We start from the raw sequence: 17,954 nt of genomic DNA on the forward strand, positions 1-17,954 counted from the left end.
CATAAACTCAAAGAACCAAAGAACCAAAGAACCAAAGAACCAAAGAATCAACGTAAGTTCATAGCATGATATGGGGTGGAGCCATGGACGACAGCCGGTTGTTGCGGAAACGCGGGATGAGGTATGGGGCGGCCTTACTCATAGGCATCGCCGTCATTGTTATAGTAGGAGTGATTGCGATGAGACAAACAGACAGTGGTATCGCTGACGAGAAATACAACGGACATGGGGGTACTTTCAAAAATCCATTGATCGATATGGATACCCCCGATCCAAGCGTTGTATACAAGGACGGGTATTATTACATGACGTTCACCCATAACGGAACGGATGTCATGGTCATGAAATCTAGAACGATCGATTTCAAGCAGGCTGAGAAGAAGGTGGTTTGGTACCCGCCGATCGATACGATGTATTCAGCTAATCTGTGGGCTCCGGAAATTCAGTACATCCGCGGCAAATGGTATATCTATTTTGCAGCGGACGACGGGCAGAATGAGAACCACCGGATGTACGCGCTGGAAGCGGTCGGAGAAGATCCGCTCGGCGAGTATGAATTCAAAGGGCAGATCACCGATGAGACGAATAAATGGGCCATCGACGGCCTGGTTATGGAGTATGAGGGGCAGCTGTATTTCGTCTGGTCCGGCTGGGAAGGGGACGTTAATATCCGGCAGAACACATATATTGCACCGATGAGTGATCCTGTGACGATTAGCGGGCCGCGGGTATTATTGTCCTCACCCGATCAGGAATGGGAGATGGCTGGAGGCCCGCCTTACATTCAGGAAGGGCAGGCAATTCTCTACCGGGAAGACCGTGTATTTATCGTATATTCGGGGGCAGGGAGCTGGACGCCATTCTATAGCCTTGGCCTGCTGGCGCTGAAGGAGGGGGGGAACCCGCTTCAGCCGGAGGACTGGCAGAGATCGCCAGAGCCGCTGATGACGCTGGACGAGGCAGCTGGCGTGTACGGCCCGGGGCATAATTCTTTCGTCAAGTCGCCCGATGGCACGGAAGACTGGATCGTCTACCATGCCACGACGAGTCCTACCGACGGCTGGAATAATCGCAAAGCCCGGGCGCAGCGCATTACTTGGAATAAGCAGGGGCTGCCGGAATTCGGAAAACCGTTGTCCTTGGATACGGCAATTCCGCTACCGTCGGGGTCTGGTGTGTACCAAGCTGGGCATGCCAACCGGGATGGAGAACGCCTGAGCTTCGGGAAGTTTGTAGCTACTGTCTCTACGGAGCTGCCGTTGTTAGTTCATTACAAGAACGAGACGGGCGTCTCTCGAATACTTGAGGTATGGGTGGACAATTCCCATGCGGGATCGCTAGAATTGCCAGTCACCGCACCGGATGAGATCGGTTATGCCTATGGACGTATTCGATTGGAAGCGGGGGGCGGTGAATTGACTCTCAAGGCGGGCAGGGATGACGCTGCAGATAATATTCTGGTCGGTGTCCGGGCGATCGAGCTGACGAGATATGAAGCGGAGACCGCTTCCTCCGGGCTTCAAGATATGGTGAGCGTTGATTTGTCCGCCTCCGGCGAAGGCGTGATGAAGCTGACGAGTGAGCAGGGTTCATCGGTGTCCTTCCGGCCAGTTCATGTACCTGAGGCTGGAAATTATCGTTTGATCCTTGGCATTTCCAATCCTGGGGAAGAGGAACAAACGGTTAAATTCAAAATCAATGGCAGCAAAGGGGGAGAGCTGAACGTACCGGCCACGGGACGAAACATTTTTACAGAAGTTGTGTTTGAAGGAAAGCTGCGAAGAGGTGATAATGAAATTATGATCGAAGGGGCTTCGGGTAATATGAGCCTCGATTATATGGACATTATCACTGATTAGTGTAACTTTCTTTGTCGTTAGGAGACGTGAATATGAAGAGACATTGCTGGAATAAAAATCGCAGCAAAACAACGATTGGATTGATCTCATGGACTGTACTTTTGCTCCTGCTGCCCGGGTGCATGGGACAGAACTCGGGAGGGGCGCCGATATCTAAGCCCGCTCATGTCGTTCGCTTGGAATACTGGACGCCCTTCAGCGGCGGGGATAACCAATTCATGACCGAAATGGTGGAGCAGTTCAATATGGAGCATCCGGAAATCCAGGTCACTCAGAAAAATTCGCGTCTTGATGATTACTACTCGCGGTTGAAAACAGCCGTATTATCAGGCAACGCTCCGGACGTGGCGATCGTGCATTCGACGATCATGCCGCAGTTTGTCCAGAACGGATATGTGGAGAAGCTGACGACCGAGGCCAAAGACATCGGCATCGATTGGAAACGCTTTAATCCAAACATTCTGCGTTCTGTATCCTATGAGGATGAATATTACGGAATACCGCTCGATACGCATGCTCTGGTGATGTACTACAACAAGGACTGGCTGTCTAAAGCCGGTTTGCTGGATGAGGCGCAAAGACCTGTGATTCCCAAGGGAGCAGCCGGATTCAAGTCCTTCCTGGAGCAAATTCGGGGGACCGTACCGTCCGATATCGCTCCTTTAGCCCAGCCCAGCACGCGGATCGATTCAGTCTGGTTATGGTGGAGCTTGTATAACCAGATGATAGATGGTGGGCAATTCTACAGCGAAGATGGGACGGGGGCTGTATTCAATAATCCTGCTTCGTTAACAGCGCTGAGCTTCGTGAATGAGCTGTATAAAGATAAGCTGATCCCTTCCGATATCAACGATGCTTTCCAATTGTTCTATGATGGGAAAGCAGCGGTATTGATTACAGGGATGTGGGGAACAGGTGCTTTTGAGAAGGCGCAGGGGCTGCATTTCGGGGTTATTCCGATGCCGACTTTATATGATCGTCCGGCGGTATGGGGAGATTCTCATAATCTTTCTATTCCTATGAAACGAGGGATGACAGAAGAGAAGAGAGAAGCGGTTCTGACCTTTGCGAATTGGATCGTAGGGCATGGTGATATGTGGGCCAAGGCGGGGCATGTTCCCAGCATGACCGAGCTTACAAGGTCTGAAGTATTCAATGAGCTCGAATATCGGAGCGATTATGCCGCTACGGCCAACTATGTCGCATACTGGCCGAGGAACGCTAAACAGTGGAGCGTTAATGAGCGGATTATTAACGAATTCGAGAGAATGATCTACGGTTACCAGACGCCAGAGGAAGCGCTCGACACGGCCGTCAAGAAAATCAACGCGGATTTGCGCAAGTGAGGGGCAGCTATGACGAGACTACGACGAGGAATTCAATGGCTCAGAAATTTGAAGCTGGCACAGAAGTGGATCCTCATAAATTCCGTGTTGATCGTGATTCCACTAGGAGCGCTTGGCATTTACGCGTTTTCCAGCTTTCGCGGGACGTTAGAAACTAACGTTGGCGAATCCCAATTGCAGACGATGAAGCAGATAACTCTCAATATTGACACTTATATGGAAGAGTTGAACCGACTCTCGCTGATGCCTTATCAGTATCAAGACATTCTCGATTATTTGGCATCAGAAAGGAAACCTGGCGCTTCTCTTAGTTTGGAAGAAATTAGTTTACTCAACAATTTCGTATCCAAGGTATTTCTGAATGGAAGAATCGATATTATGGGTGTTTCCCTCTATGGCTCCAAAGGGGCGTCCTATGTCGTCATGCCGGAGAGCCAGTATGTTACGACATATAGGCTTGACGAGGATGCGGAATGGATCAAGGAAGCACAGGGTCAGTTCGGTGAGCTGATCTTTCTAACGACCCATGAGCTTAAGCCGACGAGTGGCTCGGTCTACGAGGTGTTCTCCATCGTGAGAGAGCTGCGTAGTTTCGATAGCGGGAAGTCGCTTGGCTATATTGTACTTGACGTCGATCCGGCGGTCGTCGGGCAAATTTTGGCGCAGGTTCAGCTTGGACGCAGAGAATCTCTTTATATCACGAATGCCAGAGGGGATCTCGTCATTCGTAAAGGTTCTGCTGTTCCAGAGGTAGACGGCGCGGTGATTCCGTTCAGCGGGGAAGGTGTGACTCATCTAGAAGCGAACGGCGAACGGCTGCTTGTCTCTTATGCCACATCTGAGCTGACACAGTGGACGACTGTCGGTGCCGTTCCGGTCTCCGAATTGATGCAGGACAGCTTGCAGGTTCGCAACTCGATCACGATCATGGGGATCATCTGCGTGGGATTAGCGATGCTGTTCTCCGTATTTACGGCGTACCGGATTACACTGCCAATCCGCAAGCTGAGTCGGTTAATGAAAAAGGTGGAGAAGGGCCAGCTTGAGGTGGACTTTCCTGTGAATCAATGGGATGAGGTAGGGCAGTTGGGTAGCGCTTTTAATAGAATGGTGTCCCGACTGAGCGAGCTTGGCTACTTGCTCTATGAAACTGAGATTCGGGAGAAGGACGCGCAAATTGCTGCGCTTCAGAGCAAGATCAATCCTCATTTTCTCTACAACACGCTTGGATCGATCAGTATGTACGCAGAGCTTGAGGGAAGCAAAGAAATTACGACGATGACGAATAATCTTAGCCGTATTCTGAGGTACTCTTTGAATGCCCACCAGTCCGGAGTCGTTCTGAAAGACGAGATCGAGCATATCCGAAGCTATATGGCGATACAGAAGCTGCGTTATGATGAGCGGCTTCATTTCACACTCGATATCGCGGCGGAGGCGATGGACTGCGCCGTCATTCCGCTGATGATTCAGCCGATCGTAGAGAATTCCTTCAAGCATGGCCTTGACAAAGGAATAGGCGAGGGGCGGATCTCTCTGACTGGAGGGATTCAGGATGGACTGCTGCTGCTGACTGTGGAGGATGACGGAATTGGCTTAACTACTGCCCAGCTTGAGCATCTTCGCCGCCAGCTCGCATACTCGCGAGATCTTGGCGGAGAGACGGGCAATGGGCTGCTCAACGTACACCGACGCCTTGTGCTTTGCTATGGCGAGAGATACGGACTTACCATCGATAGTATGCCTTATCAAGGGGTACGTGTTACCTTGACGATCCCGGCCAAGCATATGTCCAAGGACGAGAAGAATCACGCACCGACTGTTTTTCATTCCACATCATGAGCTAACTAAGGAGGGTCATTTTATGCCAAAAATTCTGATCGTCGATGATGAGAAGATATTTCGGAGGGGTCTGCGGGCCATGATTACATCCTTAGATCCGGAATGGGAGATCGTAGGGGATGCTTCCGACGGTTATGAAGCTCTGGATTGCGCAGAGGTGCTGCAGCCTGACGTCATATTAACCGATATCCGCATGCCACGGATGGACGGCATCGCATTACAGCGGGTTGTAAAGGAGCGATTCCCGTATATGGAATGCGTGGTGGTCAGCGGATATGAAGATTTTAATTACGCGCTCCAGTCAATGAGATACGGGGCTAAGGATTATCTCATGAAGCCGGTGGAGCGGAGCGAGCTGGGACGGATTCTCGACAAGCTGAAAGAGGAGATGGTCAAACGGGGCAGCTCCTCGGCGGCCAGATTTGACCAGGAGGAGAATGAGCTTATCCGCCGCCATGTTAGCGAATCCGTTATTGCAGGATTGATGAGAGGGTTAGTGCAGCAGCATCATGTGGATCTGCTGCGCAAGATCGGCGTTGATTTTGACCAGCCTTATTATTGCTGTTTTCTAATTAAACTCGATAAGGGCTCCATAGGCTCGGAACGATATTTAAAAGCCGATCCTTCGCTATTTCAACTCTATATCCGCCAGTTTGTGCAGGAGATGGTCAATAAGCGAATGAAAGGTTACAGCCTTGTCCTATCTGATTCCGAGGTGGCGGCCATCGTCAATTTGAGCAGCGATGACAGCCTAGGACTGACAGAACTGGCCGAATCGATCCGTCGGCAGATTAGCTCTTTATCCAATCTCACCGTAACGATCGGTGTCGGCCGGATAGCGGAAGGAGTCAACTCGATTTCGGATTCTTACCGGGATGCCGAAATCAGCTTGCTATACCGGCTGATCGTAGGGGGCGACAAGGTGCTTCATTATGATGCGATCCGCCGGGATCATGATCTATATCTTGAGGTTGATGTCGAGTCCTGGGGAGAGATGGAGCGTGCTGTCCTTGAAGGACGGGAGGAGGAAGCGGCCAGCCGTGTGGAATCGGAGATTGGCAGCCTGTGCCGGCAAGCGACGAGCCCGGAACTCATTTATCAAAAAATATGCAAGCTACTTATCCAATTCTACGAAGCGGCCGAAAAGCTGAATTTGACCAAGGCATGGCTCGGAGAGCGAGATATTCGCAGCCTGATATTCGAGGTATGTTCAATTACATCAAGCGAAGAGCTGATGAACGAGTGTCGCATGCTGCTGGCGGGGCTGGCGCGTTGTATTGTCGATTCCAGGCTCGAAATTGAGCATGATCCGATCGATCAGGCGGTGCAGTATTTGGATTCTAATTTCCACAAGCCAGTTACTCTGAATGAGGTAGCAGGGCAGGTGCACTTAAATCCGGCTTATTTCAGTTCATTGTTCAAGCAGCGAACCGGTACCAGCTTTGTGGAGCGTTTGACGTCGATTCGCGTTGAGGAGGCGAAGCGACGGCTTATGGATACCGATGATATTATCGCAGTCATCGCCGAGGAAACCGGATTTCCGAATTTGCGACATTTTTACCGAGTGTTCAAGCGGGAGACGAAGCTCTCGCCGAAGGATTATCGCCTGAGCTTCCGCAAGGAAAAGCTGGGTAATGCAGTAATCACGTATGACAAAACGCATTCTGGCACGATGTAATTGATAAAAGTTAACACTAATAGGAGGTATGAATCAGTGACTAATATCCACAGCAATCAAATGATTCCGCGTGAGGAATATCCAAGACCACAGTATGTTCGTGCGGATTGGCTGAATTTAAACGGGGAGTGGGAATTCTCTTTTGATGACGATCGTATCGGAGAGCGGGAAAAATGGTACAGAAAGGAATTTGCGACTCCATATCCGCATTCAATTACAGTTCCCTTCGTATTCCAAAGCAAGCTGAGCGGCATCGGCAACCCTGAATTCCATGATGTCATCTGGTATCGCCGCAGCTTTGACTTGCCGGAGGCATGGAGTGGAAAGCGGATCATACTTCATTTCGGCGCGGTTGATTACTTAGCCAAAGTATGGGTTAACGGTGAACTGGCTGTAGTTCACGAAGGAGGACACACGCCTTTCCAAGCGGATATTACGAATTTCCTCGTTACTGGAAGCCAGACGATTACTGTCTGTGTGGAGGATTTCAGCCGGGACATTACGCTGCCGCGAGGCAAGCAATATTGGCTGGAGAATTCGGCAAGCATATTCTACACGCGAACAACGGGGATCTGGCAGACAGTGTGGCTTGAGCCCGTAGAACAGGTGCATCTGGAGCGGGTGGCCATGACTCCGGATATCGACCGGAATGAAATCCAGGTTCATACTTTCATTGAAGGGCTGCCGGGCGAGACGGAATTGGAGCTTGAAGTGACGGTGTCTTTTCAAGGAGAACAGATTGCTTGTGATCGCTACAAGGTGCTTCGCCCGGAGGAACACCGCAGCATTCACCTTCATGATTTTGCCGAGCATGGGCTGGGGCGACTTTGGTCGCCGGAGCATCCAAATCTGTATGATATTACGTTCAAGCTGGTCGGCGGGGATCGTGTGCTGGATGAGGTGGACAGCTATTTCGGCATGCGTAAAGTGTCTATTGAAAATGGCAAGCTTTGCTTGAACAACCGCCCATATTACCAGCGGCTTGTGCTGGATCAGGGCTATTTTGAGGAAGGCATACTCACCGCGCCAAGCGACGAAGATTTGAAGCGGGATGTTGAGCTTGCTAAAGAGATGGGCTTCAATGGCTTGCGGAAGCATCAGAAGATGGAGGATCCGCGCTTCCTGTATTGGTGTGACAAAATCGGTATGCTCGTATGGGGCGAGGCGGCGAATGCCTATGCGTACTCCGAGAACTATGTTCGGCAGTTTACGAGTGAATGGCAGGAGATTATTCAGCGTGATTACAACCATCCTTGTATCATCACGTGGGTACCGCTGAATGAGAGTTGGGGAATTCCGAATGTGCAGATCGATGCGAAGCAGCAGCAGCATGGTCTTGCCATGTATCATCTAACAAAATCAATTGATCAGACACGGCCTGTCGTGTATAACGACGGCTGGGAGCATATGACGACAGATCTGGTGACGATTCATGATTATGAAAGTCGGCGTGAGGTGCTTGAAGCCAGATATGCATCTGCGGAATCCACGCTGAATGCCATGCCTGCAAACCGCAGCATATTTGTCGGCGGAGCCGCTTATACCGGACAGCCTATTCTGGTGACGGAGTTCGGCGGAATTGCCTTCAAGGCGAGTGAATGGGAAGGCTGGGGATACTCGGGTGCGGATAATGAGGAGGATTATTTGAAACGGCTGAAGGACGTCGTTGATCCGATGTACGCCTCCCCGGTTTTACAAGGTTTTTGCTATACCCAGCTAACGGATGTGGAGCAGGAAATCAATGGACTTCTGACGTATGACAGAAAACCAAAAGCTCCATTAGAACGAATTCGGGAAATTATTACGGGAGCCCGTGCGGACTAAGTCTTTGTATTAAATCAACTTAATAAACAGATTTGACAGTCAAAGCTGGCGTGGGGTTGAACTGCGTCAGCTTTGTTGTCTACGCCAGACATCGGCGAAACTTGGTGTGAAATAGCTGTCGAGCGCTTTTCGATAGCTTTTTTTTTTGCGCGACTGGCAGAGGAATCACCTCGGAGTTTATGCGTCCTCTTCAGTGATTTGGAAAAATAATTAGTTATTATGAGTATAATTGAGTATAATTGAATACAAACCAGTGTTCTATAGAGGAGATATTTCTATGGATTCGGAGATCGAGATCATGACGATAGCTCAGGTTGCGAATTATTTGCAGCTTAGTGAGGTAACAACCTATAAGATGGTGAACGAGGGAGTCATTCCAGCTTTTAAAATCGGCAGGCATTGGAGGGTTAAGAGGAGTGATCTGTTCGATCTGATTGAACGGTTGAAACATGGTGAGCATGGTCAAAAACTATAGAGAGTAACAAAATTATAGAGAGCCATACAATACTATCATAAAGTCCGGCCCTCACAGGTGACCGGTATTTTGCAAGAGAGGAATTAAGCACATAATGAATGAAGAAGCTAGCAAAACTGCGAAGACTACGAAGACCGCGAAGACACAGCGCCGCCCTAAATCGTCCCCCCCGCCGGTTCGAATTTTTGCGTTGGGCGGTCTAGGAGAAATCGGTAAAAATATGTACGTTGTGGAGTACAGAAATGAACTCATCATCATTGATGCAGGCTTGAAATTCCCCGATTCGCGCCTATCCGGAATTGATTATATTATTCCCGATATGAGTTATCTAGTTGCCAACAAGCATAAAATCAAAGGATTGTTTATTACGCATGGACATGAGGATCATATTGGGGCCATTCCCTTCTTGCTCCGTCAGCTGCAAATTCCGATTTATGGGGGACCGCTGACCATCGGTCTTGTCCGTGCTAAATTGGAGGAATACCGCCTGCTCGGACAAGCCGAGCTGCATGTATTTCATGAAGACGATCGGTATGTTTTCCAGCATCTTTCCGTCCATTTTTTCAGGACAACCCATAGTATTCCTGACGCATTTGGGATCGTTGTCGATACGCCATACGGCCCGGTCGTACATACCGGGGATTTCAAGTTTGACTTTACGCCGGAGGATAAGCCGGCCGACCTGTCCAAAATGGCCAGCGTCGGGGGCGAGGGTGTTCTTGCGCTTCTGGCGGATAGCACAAACAGCGAACGGGAGGGCTTCACCCCTTCCGAGCGCAAGGTTGGGAACGCGATTCTTGAATCGTTCAAGCAGTGCGAGGGCCGCATCTTGTTCGCGACCTTTGCATCCAACGTACACCGCCTGCAGCAGGTGGTGGAGGCTGCAATGCAATGCGACCGCAAAATCGCTGTTATCGGACGGAGCATGGAGAAGGTATTTACGATTGGTCAGGAACTCGGATATATCCGCGTGCCTGATGGCATGCTCATTGATGTGAAGCATATTGACCGTTATGAGGACAATCGGGTGCTGATCGTTTGTACGGGAAGCCAAGGAGAGCCAAATGCAGCGCTGAGCCGGATCGCTTCCGGGGCGCATCGCTCTGTACAAATTTACCCTGGGGATTCGGTTATATTCTCCTCCTCTCCCATTCCAGGGAACGAGCAAAACATTAATCGAAGCATTGATATGCTGATGAGAGCAGGGGCTCATGTTATATACGGTTCCATCATTGATATCCATACCTCGGGTCACGGAAATCGGGAGGATCTGAAGCTCATGCTAAGCATTATCCGTCCGAAATACTTCATTCCGATTCACGGGGAATATCGTATGCTGCTCGCCCACCGCAGTCTGGCGATGCAGACGGGGATATCGGAAGACCGCATCTTTGTCATGAACGTCGGAGATACATTGTCTGTATATCGCAACCGTGCCAAGAAAGGCCGTTCGGTTTCATCCGGAGAAGTCTTCATCAGCAATGGCGAGATGAGAACCTACGAGGACGAGCTCGTGGAAGAGCGGGGCGAATTGGCGAGAGAGGGCATCGTTATCGTCGTCATGACGATTGACGCTGAGACCGGGCAAATTCTTGCTGGTCCGGATATCGTGACCCGCGGCTTCGTTTATATGCAGGACGCGCGCCCGCTGCTGCGGCGAGCAGAAACGACGCTGAAGCGCAACCTATCCAGACAGGGAGAGCGCCAGGAGTATAATCGTTCGGATTGGGTGCGGTCGACGCACCGGATCATGCGCAGATTTTTTATGAAAGAAGTAGGCCGAGCGCCTCATATTATGCCATCAATATTAGAGGTTTAGTTTGTAGAAAGAGCCTTCCCTGCGGGGAGGCTCTTTTTTGGCGTTAATGTTAGTAGTCAGCCATCACGGCCACAATGTCCTTGCGCAATATAGAGCCTATTTTTCCCTGTGAGTATTAAAAGCAAGTCAAGATGAGAATAATCAAAAGCATAACAGAAACAACCAATGAACTTAATTCAGGGGGTTTTTGAATCAACAGAATATAAAATTCATTCATTGTGGAAATTATCTTGTAGGGAAGAAATGAAGGAGGCCAATTGCATTGAAGGAGAACTTATTTCAAAAATTACGCGAAAAGAAAAACCGAATCATCGAGATTAGACGTTATTTGCATGCGCATCCGGAGTTATCATTTCATGAAGAGAACACAGCTAAATATATTGCGGACTTTTATACCGGTAAGGATTGTGATATACGCAAAAATGTTGGCGGAAATGGCATTGTCGTTACGATCGATAGTGGCAAACCTGGAAAGACGGTAGCCATTCGTGCAGATTTTGATGCGCTTCCGATTATGGAGGAGACCGGCCTTTCATTTGCTTCGAAGACACCTGGCGTGATGCATGCCTGCGGGCATGATGGGCATACTGCTTATATGCTAATTCTCGGGGAAACATTGATCGAAATGAAGGATCAGCTTCAGGGCAAGGTTGTGATTCTGCACCAGCATGCGGAAGAAACGCCTCCAGGCGGAGCCATACAAATGATAAAGGATGGCTGTCTTGATGGCGTCGATCATGTGATCGGTATTCATGTCATGTCTACGATGGAAACGGGAAAAATATATTATCGCGAAGGGAATATACAAACCGGACGTGCTTACTTCAAAGTAAAAATCAATGGTAAAGGAGGCCATGGCTCTTCGCCACATATGGCTAATGATGCGATTGTTGTCGGCAGCTACTTCGTTCAGGCTGTACAGACCATTATTAGCCGCCGCCTGAACCCGTTTGATGTAGCATCGATCACGATCGGTTCCTTCGATGGAAAAGGGAGTTTCAATGTCATTAAAGATGCAGTTGTACTAGAAGGCGATGTACGGGTGATGACCGAGGATTCCAGAGAATTGGTCGAACGGGAAATTCGGCGACTGCTCAATGGATTGCAGGAGATGTTCGGAATTACGTATGAACTGGATTACCTGAATGATTATCCTGTACTTTACAATGATCCTGAGTTAACAGAATTCGTAGTGAATTCGCTAAAGAACAGCTCAATTTCTGGGGTGACGGGAATTGAACGGTGTGAGCCGCAACCACCATCGGAAGACTTCGCATATTATGCTAAAGAACGTCCAAGCGTATTTTTCTATGTGGGGGCGATGCCAGCAGATGGGAAAGCTTATCCTCATCATCACCCTAAGTTCAATATTAATGAGGACAGTCTGCTTATTGCAGCAGAGGCGATGGGCGCTGTAGTTATAGACTACCTAAGAGAGGACGACACACAAAATGGAAACAACTCAGTACAGAGGCTCAAATAGGCTAATCATCGGGATTGTATTTGGTGTAATTACATTCTGGCTATTTGCTCAATCTATGGTTAATGTTGTACCAGCTGTTCAGGCTGATCTAGGGATTCCCCTTGATATCATCAATATCGCGATCAGTTTGACCGCATTATTCTCAGGAATTTTTATCGTTGTTGCCGGAGGAATGGCGGACAAGTATGGGCGTATGAAGTTGACTTATATCGGAATGGTGCTTAGCATCATTGGCTCATTATGCCTTGTATTTGCTCAGGGCTCCATTCTGTTGATTATTGGTCGTATCATTCAAGGGATGTCTGGCGCGTGTATTATGCCGGCTACGATGGCTATCGTTAAAGCCTACTATGAGGGAGCGGATCGTCAGCGGGCGCTAAGCTATTGGTCCATCGGGTCTTGGGGTGGCTCGGGCGTATGTTCGTTTGCCGGGGGGGCAATTGCTACCTATTTGGGATGGCGTTGGATTTTTATTTTTTCTATTGTGATTGCCATACTTGGGATATTCCTCATGAAAGGGACCCCCGAGAGCAAGTTTGAACAAAGCGGCAGCTCCAAATTCGACACTAGTGGTCTGCTGGCCTTCATCGTTGCCATGGTCTCTTTGAATCTGATCATTACACAAGGTGCTTCGTTTGGATGGACTAGTGTGATCACGATAGCTTTAATGGTTGGTTTTTTGCTGTTCACCTATATTTTCTTCAGGATTGAAACGCATAAAGCTGGTAAGGGCTTTTTCGATTTCTCACTGTTTAAGAATAAAGCCTATTCCGGTGCAACGATCTCTAATTTCCTGTTGAACGCGGTGGCTGGTACGCTTGTTGTTACCAATACGTATATTCAGATCGGCCGGGGTTTTACTGCTTTTACTACCGGGATGCTATCCCTCGGATATTTGGTGAGTGTATTGGCTATGATTCGGGTCGGGGAGAAGATTTTGCAGAGAATTGGCGCTCGTAAACCGATGCTGATTGGCACGCTGATCACAGGGGTCGGGATCGCCTTGGCCGCTTGTACATTTATACCAGGATTCCTCTATTCCATTGTGGTGTTTGTCGGTTTTGCGCTATTCGGGATCGGTCTTGGTATGTATGCCACGCCATCGACCGATACAGCTGTAACTAATGCACCTTCTGATAAAGTTGGGATCGCGTCGGGGATCTACAAGATGGCCAGCTCCCTGGGCGGGGCCTTTGGCGTAGCGATTTCCGCAGCTGTGTACGGAGCCATTGCGGCTACGGGCAACCTCGAATTGGCAGTATCTACAGGTTTACTTGTCAATGTTGCTTTCTGCGTACTGTCCATATTTGCTGTTCTGGCTATGATTCCTGGTGGCATGAGAGCAGAGGAGCAAAAGAAGCCGAGAATCGCTAAACCACAAAAAGTTTAAATGATGATTTCATCTAAATAAGCAAACGGGGGACGACTTATGCGAAATCAATTATTTAGTATGCTTGAGGCCCGAAAGGCAGAAATGATTGATATTCGGAGATATCTGCATGCGCATCCCGAACTGTCTTTTCATGAACAAGCGACATCGGAATATATAGCCGACTTCTATCAAGGCAAAGAGGTGGAGATTCAAAGGAAATGGGACGGCTATGGCATGATCGTAACGATTCGCGGCGGTAAACCTGGCAAGACGATTGCGCTTCGCGCAGATTTCGATGCTTTGCCGATTACGGAGCAGACCGACCTGCCGTTTGCATCCGAGAACCCCGGTGTCATGCATGCCTGCGGTCATGATGGCCATACCGCCTATTTGATGGTGCTCGCAGATTGTCTCATTCAACTGAAGAAGGATATTCCCGGGACGATCAAGATCATCCATCAGCATGCGGAAGAGACTCCTCCAGGTGGAGCCAAGGCCATCGTGGAATCAGGTCTGCTGGACGATGTGGATCAAATCTTCGGCATTCATTTATTTCCAACCTCACCGGCAGGAACAGTTACTTATCGCAGCGGTTATGCGATGGCGGGAAGAAGTTACTTCAAACTGATCATTCGTGGCAAAGGCGGTCATGGGTCTTCCCCGCATATGGCAAATGACGCGATTGTCGCGGCTAGTCATTTCGTTACTGCTGTCCAGATGATTGTGAGTCGACGATTAAACCCGTTTGAGACCGGGGTAGTCACAATTGGCTCTTTTGACGGAAAAGGAAGCTTTAATGTCATCAAGGATTCGGTTGTGCTGGAAGGCGATGTTCGTTACATGACGAAAGAGGCGCAACAACTGATCGATCAGGAGGTTCACCGGATCGTGAAGGGGATCGAGAGTATGTTCGGCGTAACGGCAGAGCTGACTTATACGGCGGATTATCCTCCGTTATACAATGATCCTGAAATCACCGCTAATGTAGTCAAGTATCTCAACCGGAGCGTAGGCGATTATCTGACTGCCGTTTCAGAAGCGGGTATGCTGTCTGGATCGGAAGATTTCGCTTATTATCTGGAAAAAATTCCGGGCTGCTTCTTCTATATTGGCTGCAAGCCTAAAAATACGGAAGAAGTCTACTTCAATCATCATCCGAAATTCGATATTGATGAAGATGCGCTGCTGGTCGCTGCCAAATCTGTCGGCGAAGTCGTGTGCGGATATTACGGTCTGGAGTAGTATAGAAGGCAGTCAAGCAGCCTCTGTCCTAACCTTCCTTTAAGATGCAGGTTACCTGCGATTATCTTTCTCGATGCGATATTTAGAATTGATGCCTCCAATCCAATTTTTAAAATGGATTGGGGGTATTTCATATCTAAGGAAGTAATATAACGGAGAAAGCTTCAATAAAATATAAAATAAATAAAAATTTAATTGACCAGCAGTACATATTTTCGTATAATGTGTAAAAATATAGGAGACATCCTTTTAGCTTTTTGATCGGGTTGATTATTTTGATTTTATGAATGAATTACATGTTTTATAATACATCATTTTATGTTGATACATAGGAAGGAGGAGCCTGAATGACGAATGAACCCATGATTCGTTCTGTAATTGAACAGGAACTTGAGCGTGGTGGTTACTCTTTGAGCAGTTTTGCCAGCCGCTCAGGAATTAATCGCGGGACACTCAGCGCCATTCTTAATGGAAACCCTCCCAAGCCAATCGCCATAAGTCAGCTAGATTTAATAACGGAAGCTTTAGAGTACCCTAAAGGCTACTATTATCCGTTGTATGTCGATGAATGCGTAGATTCAGATCAACCGAACCGGCGAAGACTCAAGGCTTTTTTACTGCGTTGCGCGGAAGTTGGACAGATTGAGTGTATTCAAGAGGTGTTGAATCGCATTGTAGAAAATTTGAACTATATTCCGATGATCTTCGATATTGGCGAGGAGCTATACGAGAAAGGGCTGCGTGAGGAATCCCGGCTATTTTACAATGTAGTGATCGAGAGCGAGAAGTATCAGCATTCCGAGCGGTTAGCCATCAGTCATTATCGAATTTTTCGGTTATCGCTGGGAGATGATACGGAGGCTAATTTGATCGCGGCTACGCGTTTTGAGCTTTATCGAACCCGTTTGCCAGAGGATTTTCAGTTGGACGGGCTACTACACCTGATAAATGTTTATTTAACATTACAGAAATATGAGCAAGCTGAAATATATACAGATGAATTAAGGAGGCTTGCTAAGTCGGTATATAAAAATTATGAGAGAGCGTATTATCAGTCCAAGGATTTTCAATTTAGAGTAGAGAGGCATCTTATAGTTTATTATGGGCAAGGATATTTGCTCAAAGGTGTTGCATTACAATTTCAAAGAAGATTCGAAGAAGTACCGAAGTACATAGCAGGTTATGCTGATTTAAGTTGGTTTGTTGGGCTGGATGAATTGGGGAAGCAGATGGTAGAGAAATATAAATTGTTTGCTAAATTGAATATTTATAACTTGAAAGTATTAAGTGGAGATCAATCTGTAATTACTGAATATATTGAATTAGTTAAAGATCACCCGTATGAAATATTGCCTAGTTTACGGGCTATCGTTGAATCTGCTAATATGTATGGTTATTTTGTAGATGATTTACTTGAAGAGTTCGATGTAGGTACGAAATTATATGATCAGTTTGGTAATTATTATAATACAGAAGTAAGTAGGAATAGATACTTAAGATTAAATTACCACTTATCAGTGTATTACTTTAGAAAAGAGGATCATCTAGAAGGAATAAAGAAAACTTTATATACGCTAAAATATGCAATTTCTCTTAGTAGTAAGGATTATTTTATGAAGATAGTACCCCTATTTGAGCGGTATAGATCTTATGCTACCGACGAACAGCTTAAAGAATACGAAACCTTACTAAAGGGGGTGTTAAAAGATGCGGAGATGGATTATGGCATTAATTCTCGTTGTTAGTTTGGGAACTGGTTTGATGGGTGGATCTGCAAATCATTCTAATCCTATTAAACCTTTTGATCACGGAGGAGGGTTTTAATAATTTTCTTAATCATCAACTATACTACATATCAAAATGCCGATAAACGGGTGAAATATCCGTACAGTCGGCATTTTGTTTTTTCTTAAATCTCACTCATAAAACAACAAACGATTGGCATATGCGTTGCGGAATTCGGTTGGGGTGAGGCCAGTCATTTGTTTGAACGATTTCATAAAGTGGTGGCTGTCGTGATAGCTAAGCTGCATCGCAATTTCGTTAATTGTTTGATTCGTGTCGGTAAGCAGAAAGGAGGCGGCTTCTATTTTTTGCTGCACAATAAATTGCTTCAACGACATTCCAGCAATGCTGGAGAATAGATGGGACAAGTATTTCACATTGTAACCGAAATAGTCGGCGATGTGCGACACCTTAAGCGGCTCGTAACGATGCCACTGGATATAATCGACGATATCGTTGTAGAGTTGTAGCTGCTTCAGTTTGCGTTTCGGGCTGATTTCCTTGCGAAATAATTGATTGTACAGCTCGCAGAGAATTGTTGTTGTCATATAATTACTCAGCGTCTGTTCGCGATAATTGCGAACAGCATCCTGAAGCTGCTTCATCAGGACGAGGATTTTGTCTGCGCTCCGCAGTTTGCCTTTACGGGGAATGATGATGCTGCCGGTCTGGTGTTCATGCTCGCTCGTAAGGCAAGTCTGTACGTCAATTCCCCCAGCGGACGGGGTGAAATGCAACCAATAGAAGCTGCAATCCGAAGCCTGGTATCCATGCTGTTTAGCACGGGGAGGCATTAACAGGAAGTCTCCTTCCTCCAGCACGTAACGCTCTTTTTCATCTGCAATATATAAAGAACCTTTAGTTTGCACGAATAATTCGTAATCCATGAGCACTCTGTTCATATGGATCCAATCTGGCGACGGGGAGGTAAACTTTCCTGTCATGGTCATATTCAGCGGTTTTTCCACGTTAAATAGATAGCCACTCATGTGAAGCATCCCCTTTAATCTAACATTTTAACACTAGCGATTGTGCTGCTCTTTGGAGAGGTTTTTCACTCAACCATTAATATAACTCACTATAACGATACCATTTATCAAGCGTTATACATATATCAAAAACAATAATCTAACCTTTTTACACTGATTCGAACGTTTCGCTATTTACCCTGCCAATCCCTAAACGCTAATCTGGAGTTAGTTATTAATCTGAGGAAAAAGAGGGATGCA

At 47.4% G+C, this 17,954-nt stretch carries 12 protein-coding genes; 11 read left to right on the forward strand and 1 reads right to left on the reverse strand.

The annotated features are described in order from the left end of the window. The first annotated feature begins 83 nt into the window (after window positions 1-83). From EIM92_RS11910 to EIM92_RS11960, 11 genes are all read left to right on the forward strand, one after another. Window positions 84-1,859 carry a family 43 glycosylhydrolase gene (locus EIM92_RS11910; protein WP_246020949.1) on the forward strand — a complete coding sequence of 592 codons (1,776 nt, stop codon included), beginning with the start codon at window positions 84-86 and terminating at the stop codon, window positions 1,857-1,859. Window positions 1,860-1,891: 32 nt separating this feature from the next. Then, a complete protein-coding gene (locus tag EIM92_RS11915; RefSeq protein ID WP_125082814.1) occupies window positions 1,892-3,205 on the forward strand; it encodes an ABC transporter substrate-binding protein in 1,314 nt (437 codons plus the stop codon). A gap of 9 nt (window positions 3,206-3,214) precedes the next feature. Next, window positions 3,215-5,047: a cache domain-containing sensor histidine kinase gene (locus tag EIM92_RS11920; protein WP_125082815.1), complete on the forward strand. Its 1,833-nt coding sequence runs from the start codon at window positions 3,215-3,217 to the stop codon at window positions 5,045-5,047. 22 nt (window positions 5,048-5,069) lie between these two features. Continuing rightward, on the forward strand, window positions 5,070-6,725 hold the full coding sequence (locus EIM92_RS11925; protein ID WP_125082816.1) for a response regulator: 1,656 nt from the start codon (window positions 5,070-5,072) through the stop codon (window positions 6,723-6,725). A 60-nt stretch (window positions 6,726-6,785) separates the two neighbouring features. Further along, a complete protein-coding gene (locus EIM92_RS11930; RefSeq protein WP_125085150.1) occupies window positions 6,786-8,549 on the forward strand; it encodes a glycoside hydrolase family 2 protein in 1,764 nt (587 codons plus the stop codon). A gap of 277 nt (window positions 8,550-8,826) precedes the next feature. Then, on the forward strand, window positions 8,827-9,024 hold the full coding sequence (locus tag EIM92_RS11935) for a helix-turn-helix domain-containing protein (RefSeq protein ID WP_125082817.1): 198 nt from the start codon (window positions 8,827-8,829) through the stop codon (window positions 9,022-9,024). Window positions 9,025-9,118: 94 nt separating this feature from the next. Continuing rightward, window positions 9,119-10,843: a ribonuclease J1 gene (gene rnjA / locus EIM92_RS11940; RefSeq protein WP_125082818.1), complete on the forward strand. Its 1,725-nt coding sequence runs from the start codon at window positions 9,119-9,121 to the stop codon at window positions 10,841-10,843. Between the two features lie 262 nt (window positions 10,844-11,105). After that, entirely contained in the window at window positions 11,106-12,326 is a 1,221-nt protein-coding gene (locus tag EIM92_RS11945) for a M20 family metallopeptidase (protein WP_125082819.1), read from the forward strand. Then, window positions 12,295-13,716, forward strand: a complete 1,422-nt coding sequence (locus EIM92_RS11950) for an MFS transporter (RefSeq protein ID WP_125082820.1) — start codon at window positions 12,295-12,297, stop codon at window positions 13,714-13,716. The genes EIM92_RS11945 and EIM92_RS11950 overlap by 32 nt, the downstream gene beginning before the upstream one ends. 39 nt (window positions 13,717-13,755) lie before the next feature. Then, window positions 13,756-14,940, forward strand: a complete 1,185-nt coding sequence (locus EIM92_RS11955; RefSeq protein WP_125082821.1) for an amidohydrolase — start codon at window positions 13,756-13,758, stop codon at window positions 14,938-14,940. Window positions 14,941-15,287: 347 nt separating this feature from the next. Beyond that, window positions 15,288-16,685, forward strand: coding sequence for an XRE family transcriptional regulator (locus tag EIM92_RS11960; protein WP_125082822.1), 1,398 nt, complete (start codon window positions 15,288-15,290; stop codon window positions 16,683-16,685). A 171-nt stretch (window positions 16,686-16,856) separates the two neighbouring features. Here EIM92_RS11960 and EIM92_RS11965 read toward each other — a convergent pair whose 3' ends face one another. Further along, window positions 16,857-17,714 carry an AraC family transcriptional regulator gene (locus EIM92_RS11965; protein WP_125082823.1) on the reverse strand — a complete coding sequence of 286 codons (858 nt, stop codon included), beginning with the start codon at window positions 17,712-17,714 and terminating at the stop codon, window positions 16,857-16,859. Window positions 17,715-17,954: the final 240 nt, after the last annotated feature.

This window comes from Paenibacillus lentus, assembly GCF_003931855.1.
GTDB classification, from domain to species: domain Bacteria; phylum Bacillota; class Bacilli; order Paenibacillales; family Paenibacillaceae; genus Fontibacillus; species Fontibacillus lentus.

What these genes read in the sequence shown, in the direction of transcription:
- EIM92_RS11910 (WP_246020949.1), top strand. Translation starts at nt 84, where the DNA reads ATGGACGACAGCCGGTTGTTGCGGAAACGCGGGATGAGGTATGGGGCG.
- EIM92_RS11915 (WP_125082814.1), top strand. Translation starts at nt 1,892, where the DNA reads ATGAAGAGACATTGCTGGAATAAAAATCGCAGCAAAACAACGATTGGA.
- EIM92_RS11920 (WP_125082815.1), top strand. Translation starts at nt 3,215, where the DNA reads ATGACGAGACTACGACGAGGAATTCAATGGCTCAGAAATTTGAAGCTG.
- EIM92_RS11925 (WP_125082816.1), top strand. Translation starts at nt 5,070, where the DNA reads ATGCCAAAAATTCTGATCGTCGATGATGAGAAGATATTTCGGAGGGGT.
- EIM92_RS11930 (WP_125085150.1), top strand. Translation starts at nt 6,786, where the DNA reads ATGATTCCGCGTGAGGAATATCCAAGACCACAGTATGTTCGTGCGGAT.
- EIM92_RS11935 (WP_125082817.1), top strand. Translation starts at nt 8,827, where the DNA reads ATGGATTCGGAGATCGAGATCATGACGATAGCTCAGGTTGCGAATTAT.
- rnjA (WP_125082818.1), top strand. Translation starts at nt 9,119, where the DNA reads ATGAATGAAGAAGCTAGCAAAACTGCGAAGACTACGAAGACCGCGAAG.
- EIM92_RS11950 (WP_125082820.1), top strand. Translation starts at nt 12,295, where the DNA reads ATGGAAACAACTCAGTACAGAGGCTCAAATAGGCTAATCATCGGGATT.
- EIM92_RS11955 (WP_125082821.1), top strand. Translation starts at nt 13,756, where the DNA reads ATGCGAAATCAATTATTTAGTATGCTTGAGGCCCGAAAGGCAGAAATG.
- EIM92_RS11960 (WP_125082822.1), top strand. Translation starts at nt 15,288, where the DNA reads ATGACGAATGAACCCATGATTCGTTCTGTAATTGAACAGGAACTTGAG.
- EIM92_RS11965 (WP_125082823.1), bottom strand. Translation starts at nt 17,714, where the DNA reads ATGAGTGGCTATCTATTTAACGTGGAAAAACCGCTGAATATGACCATG.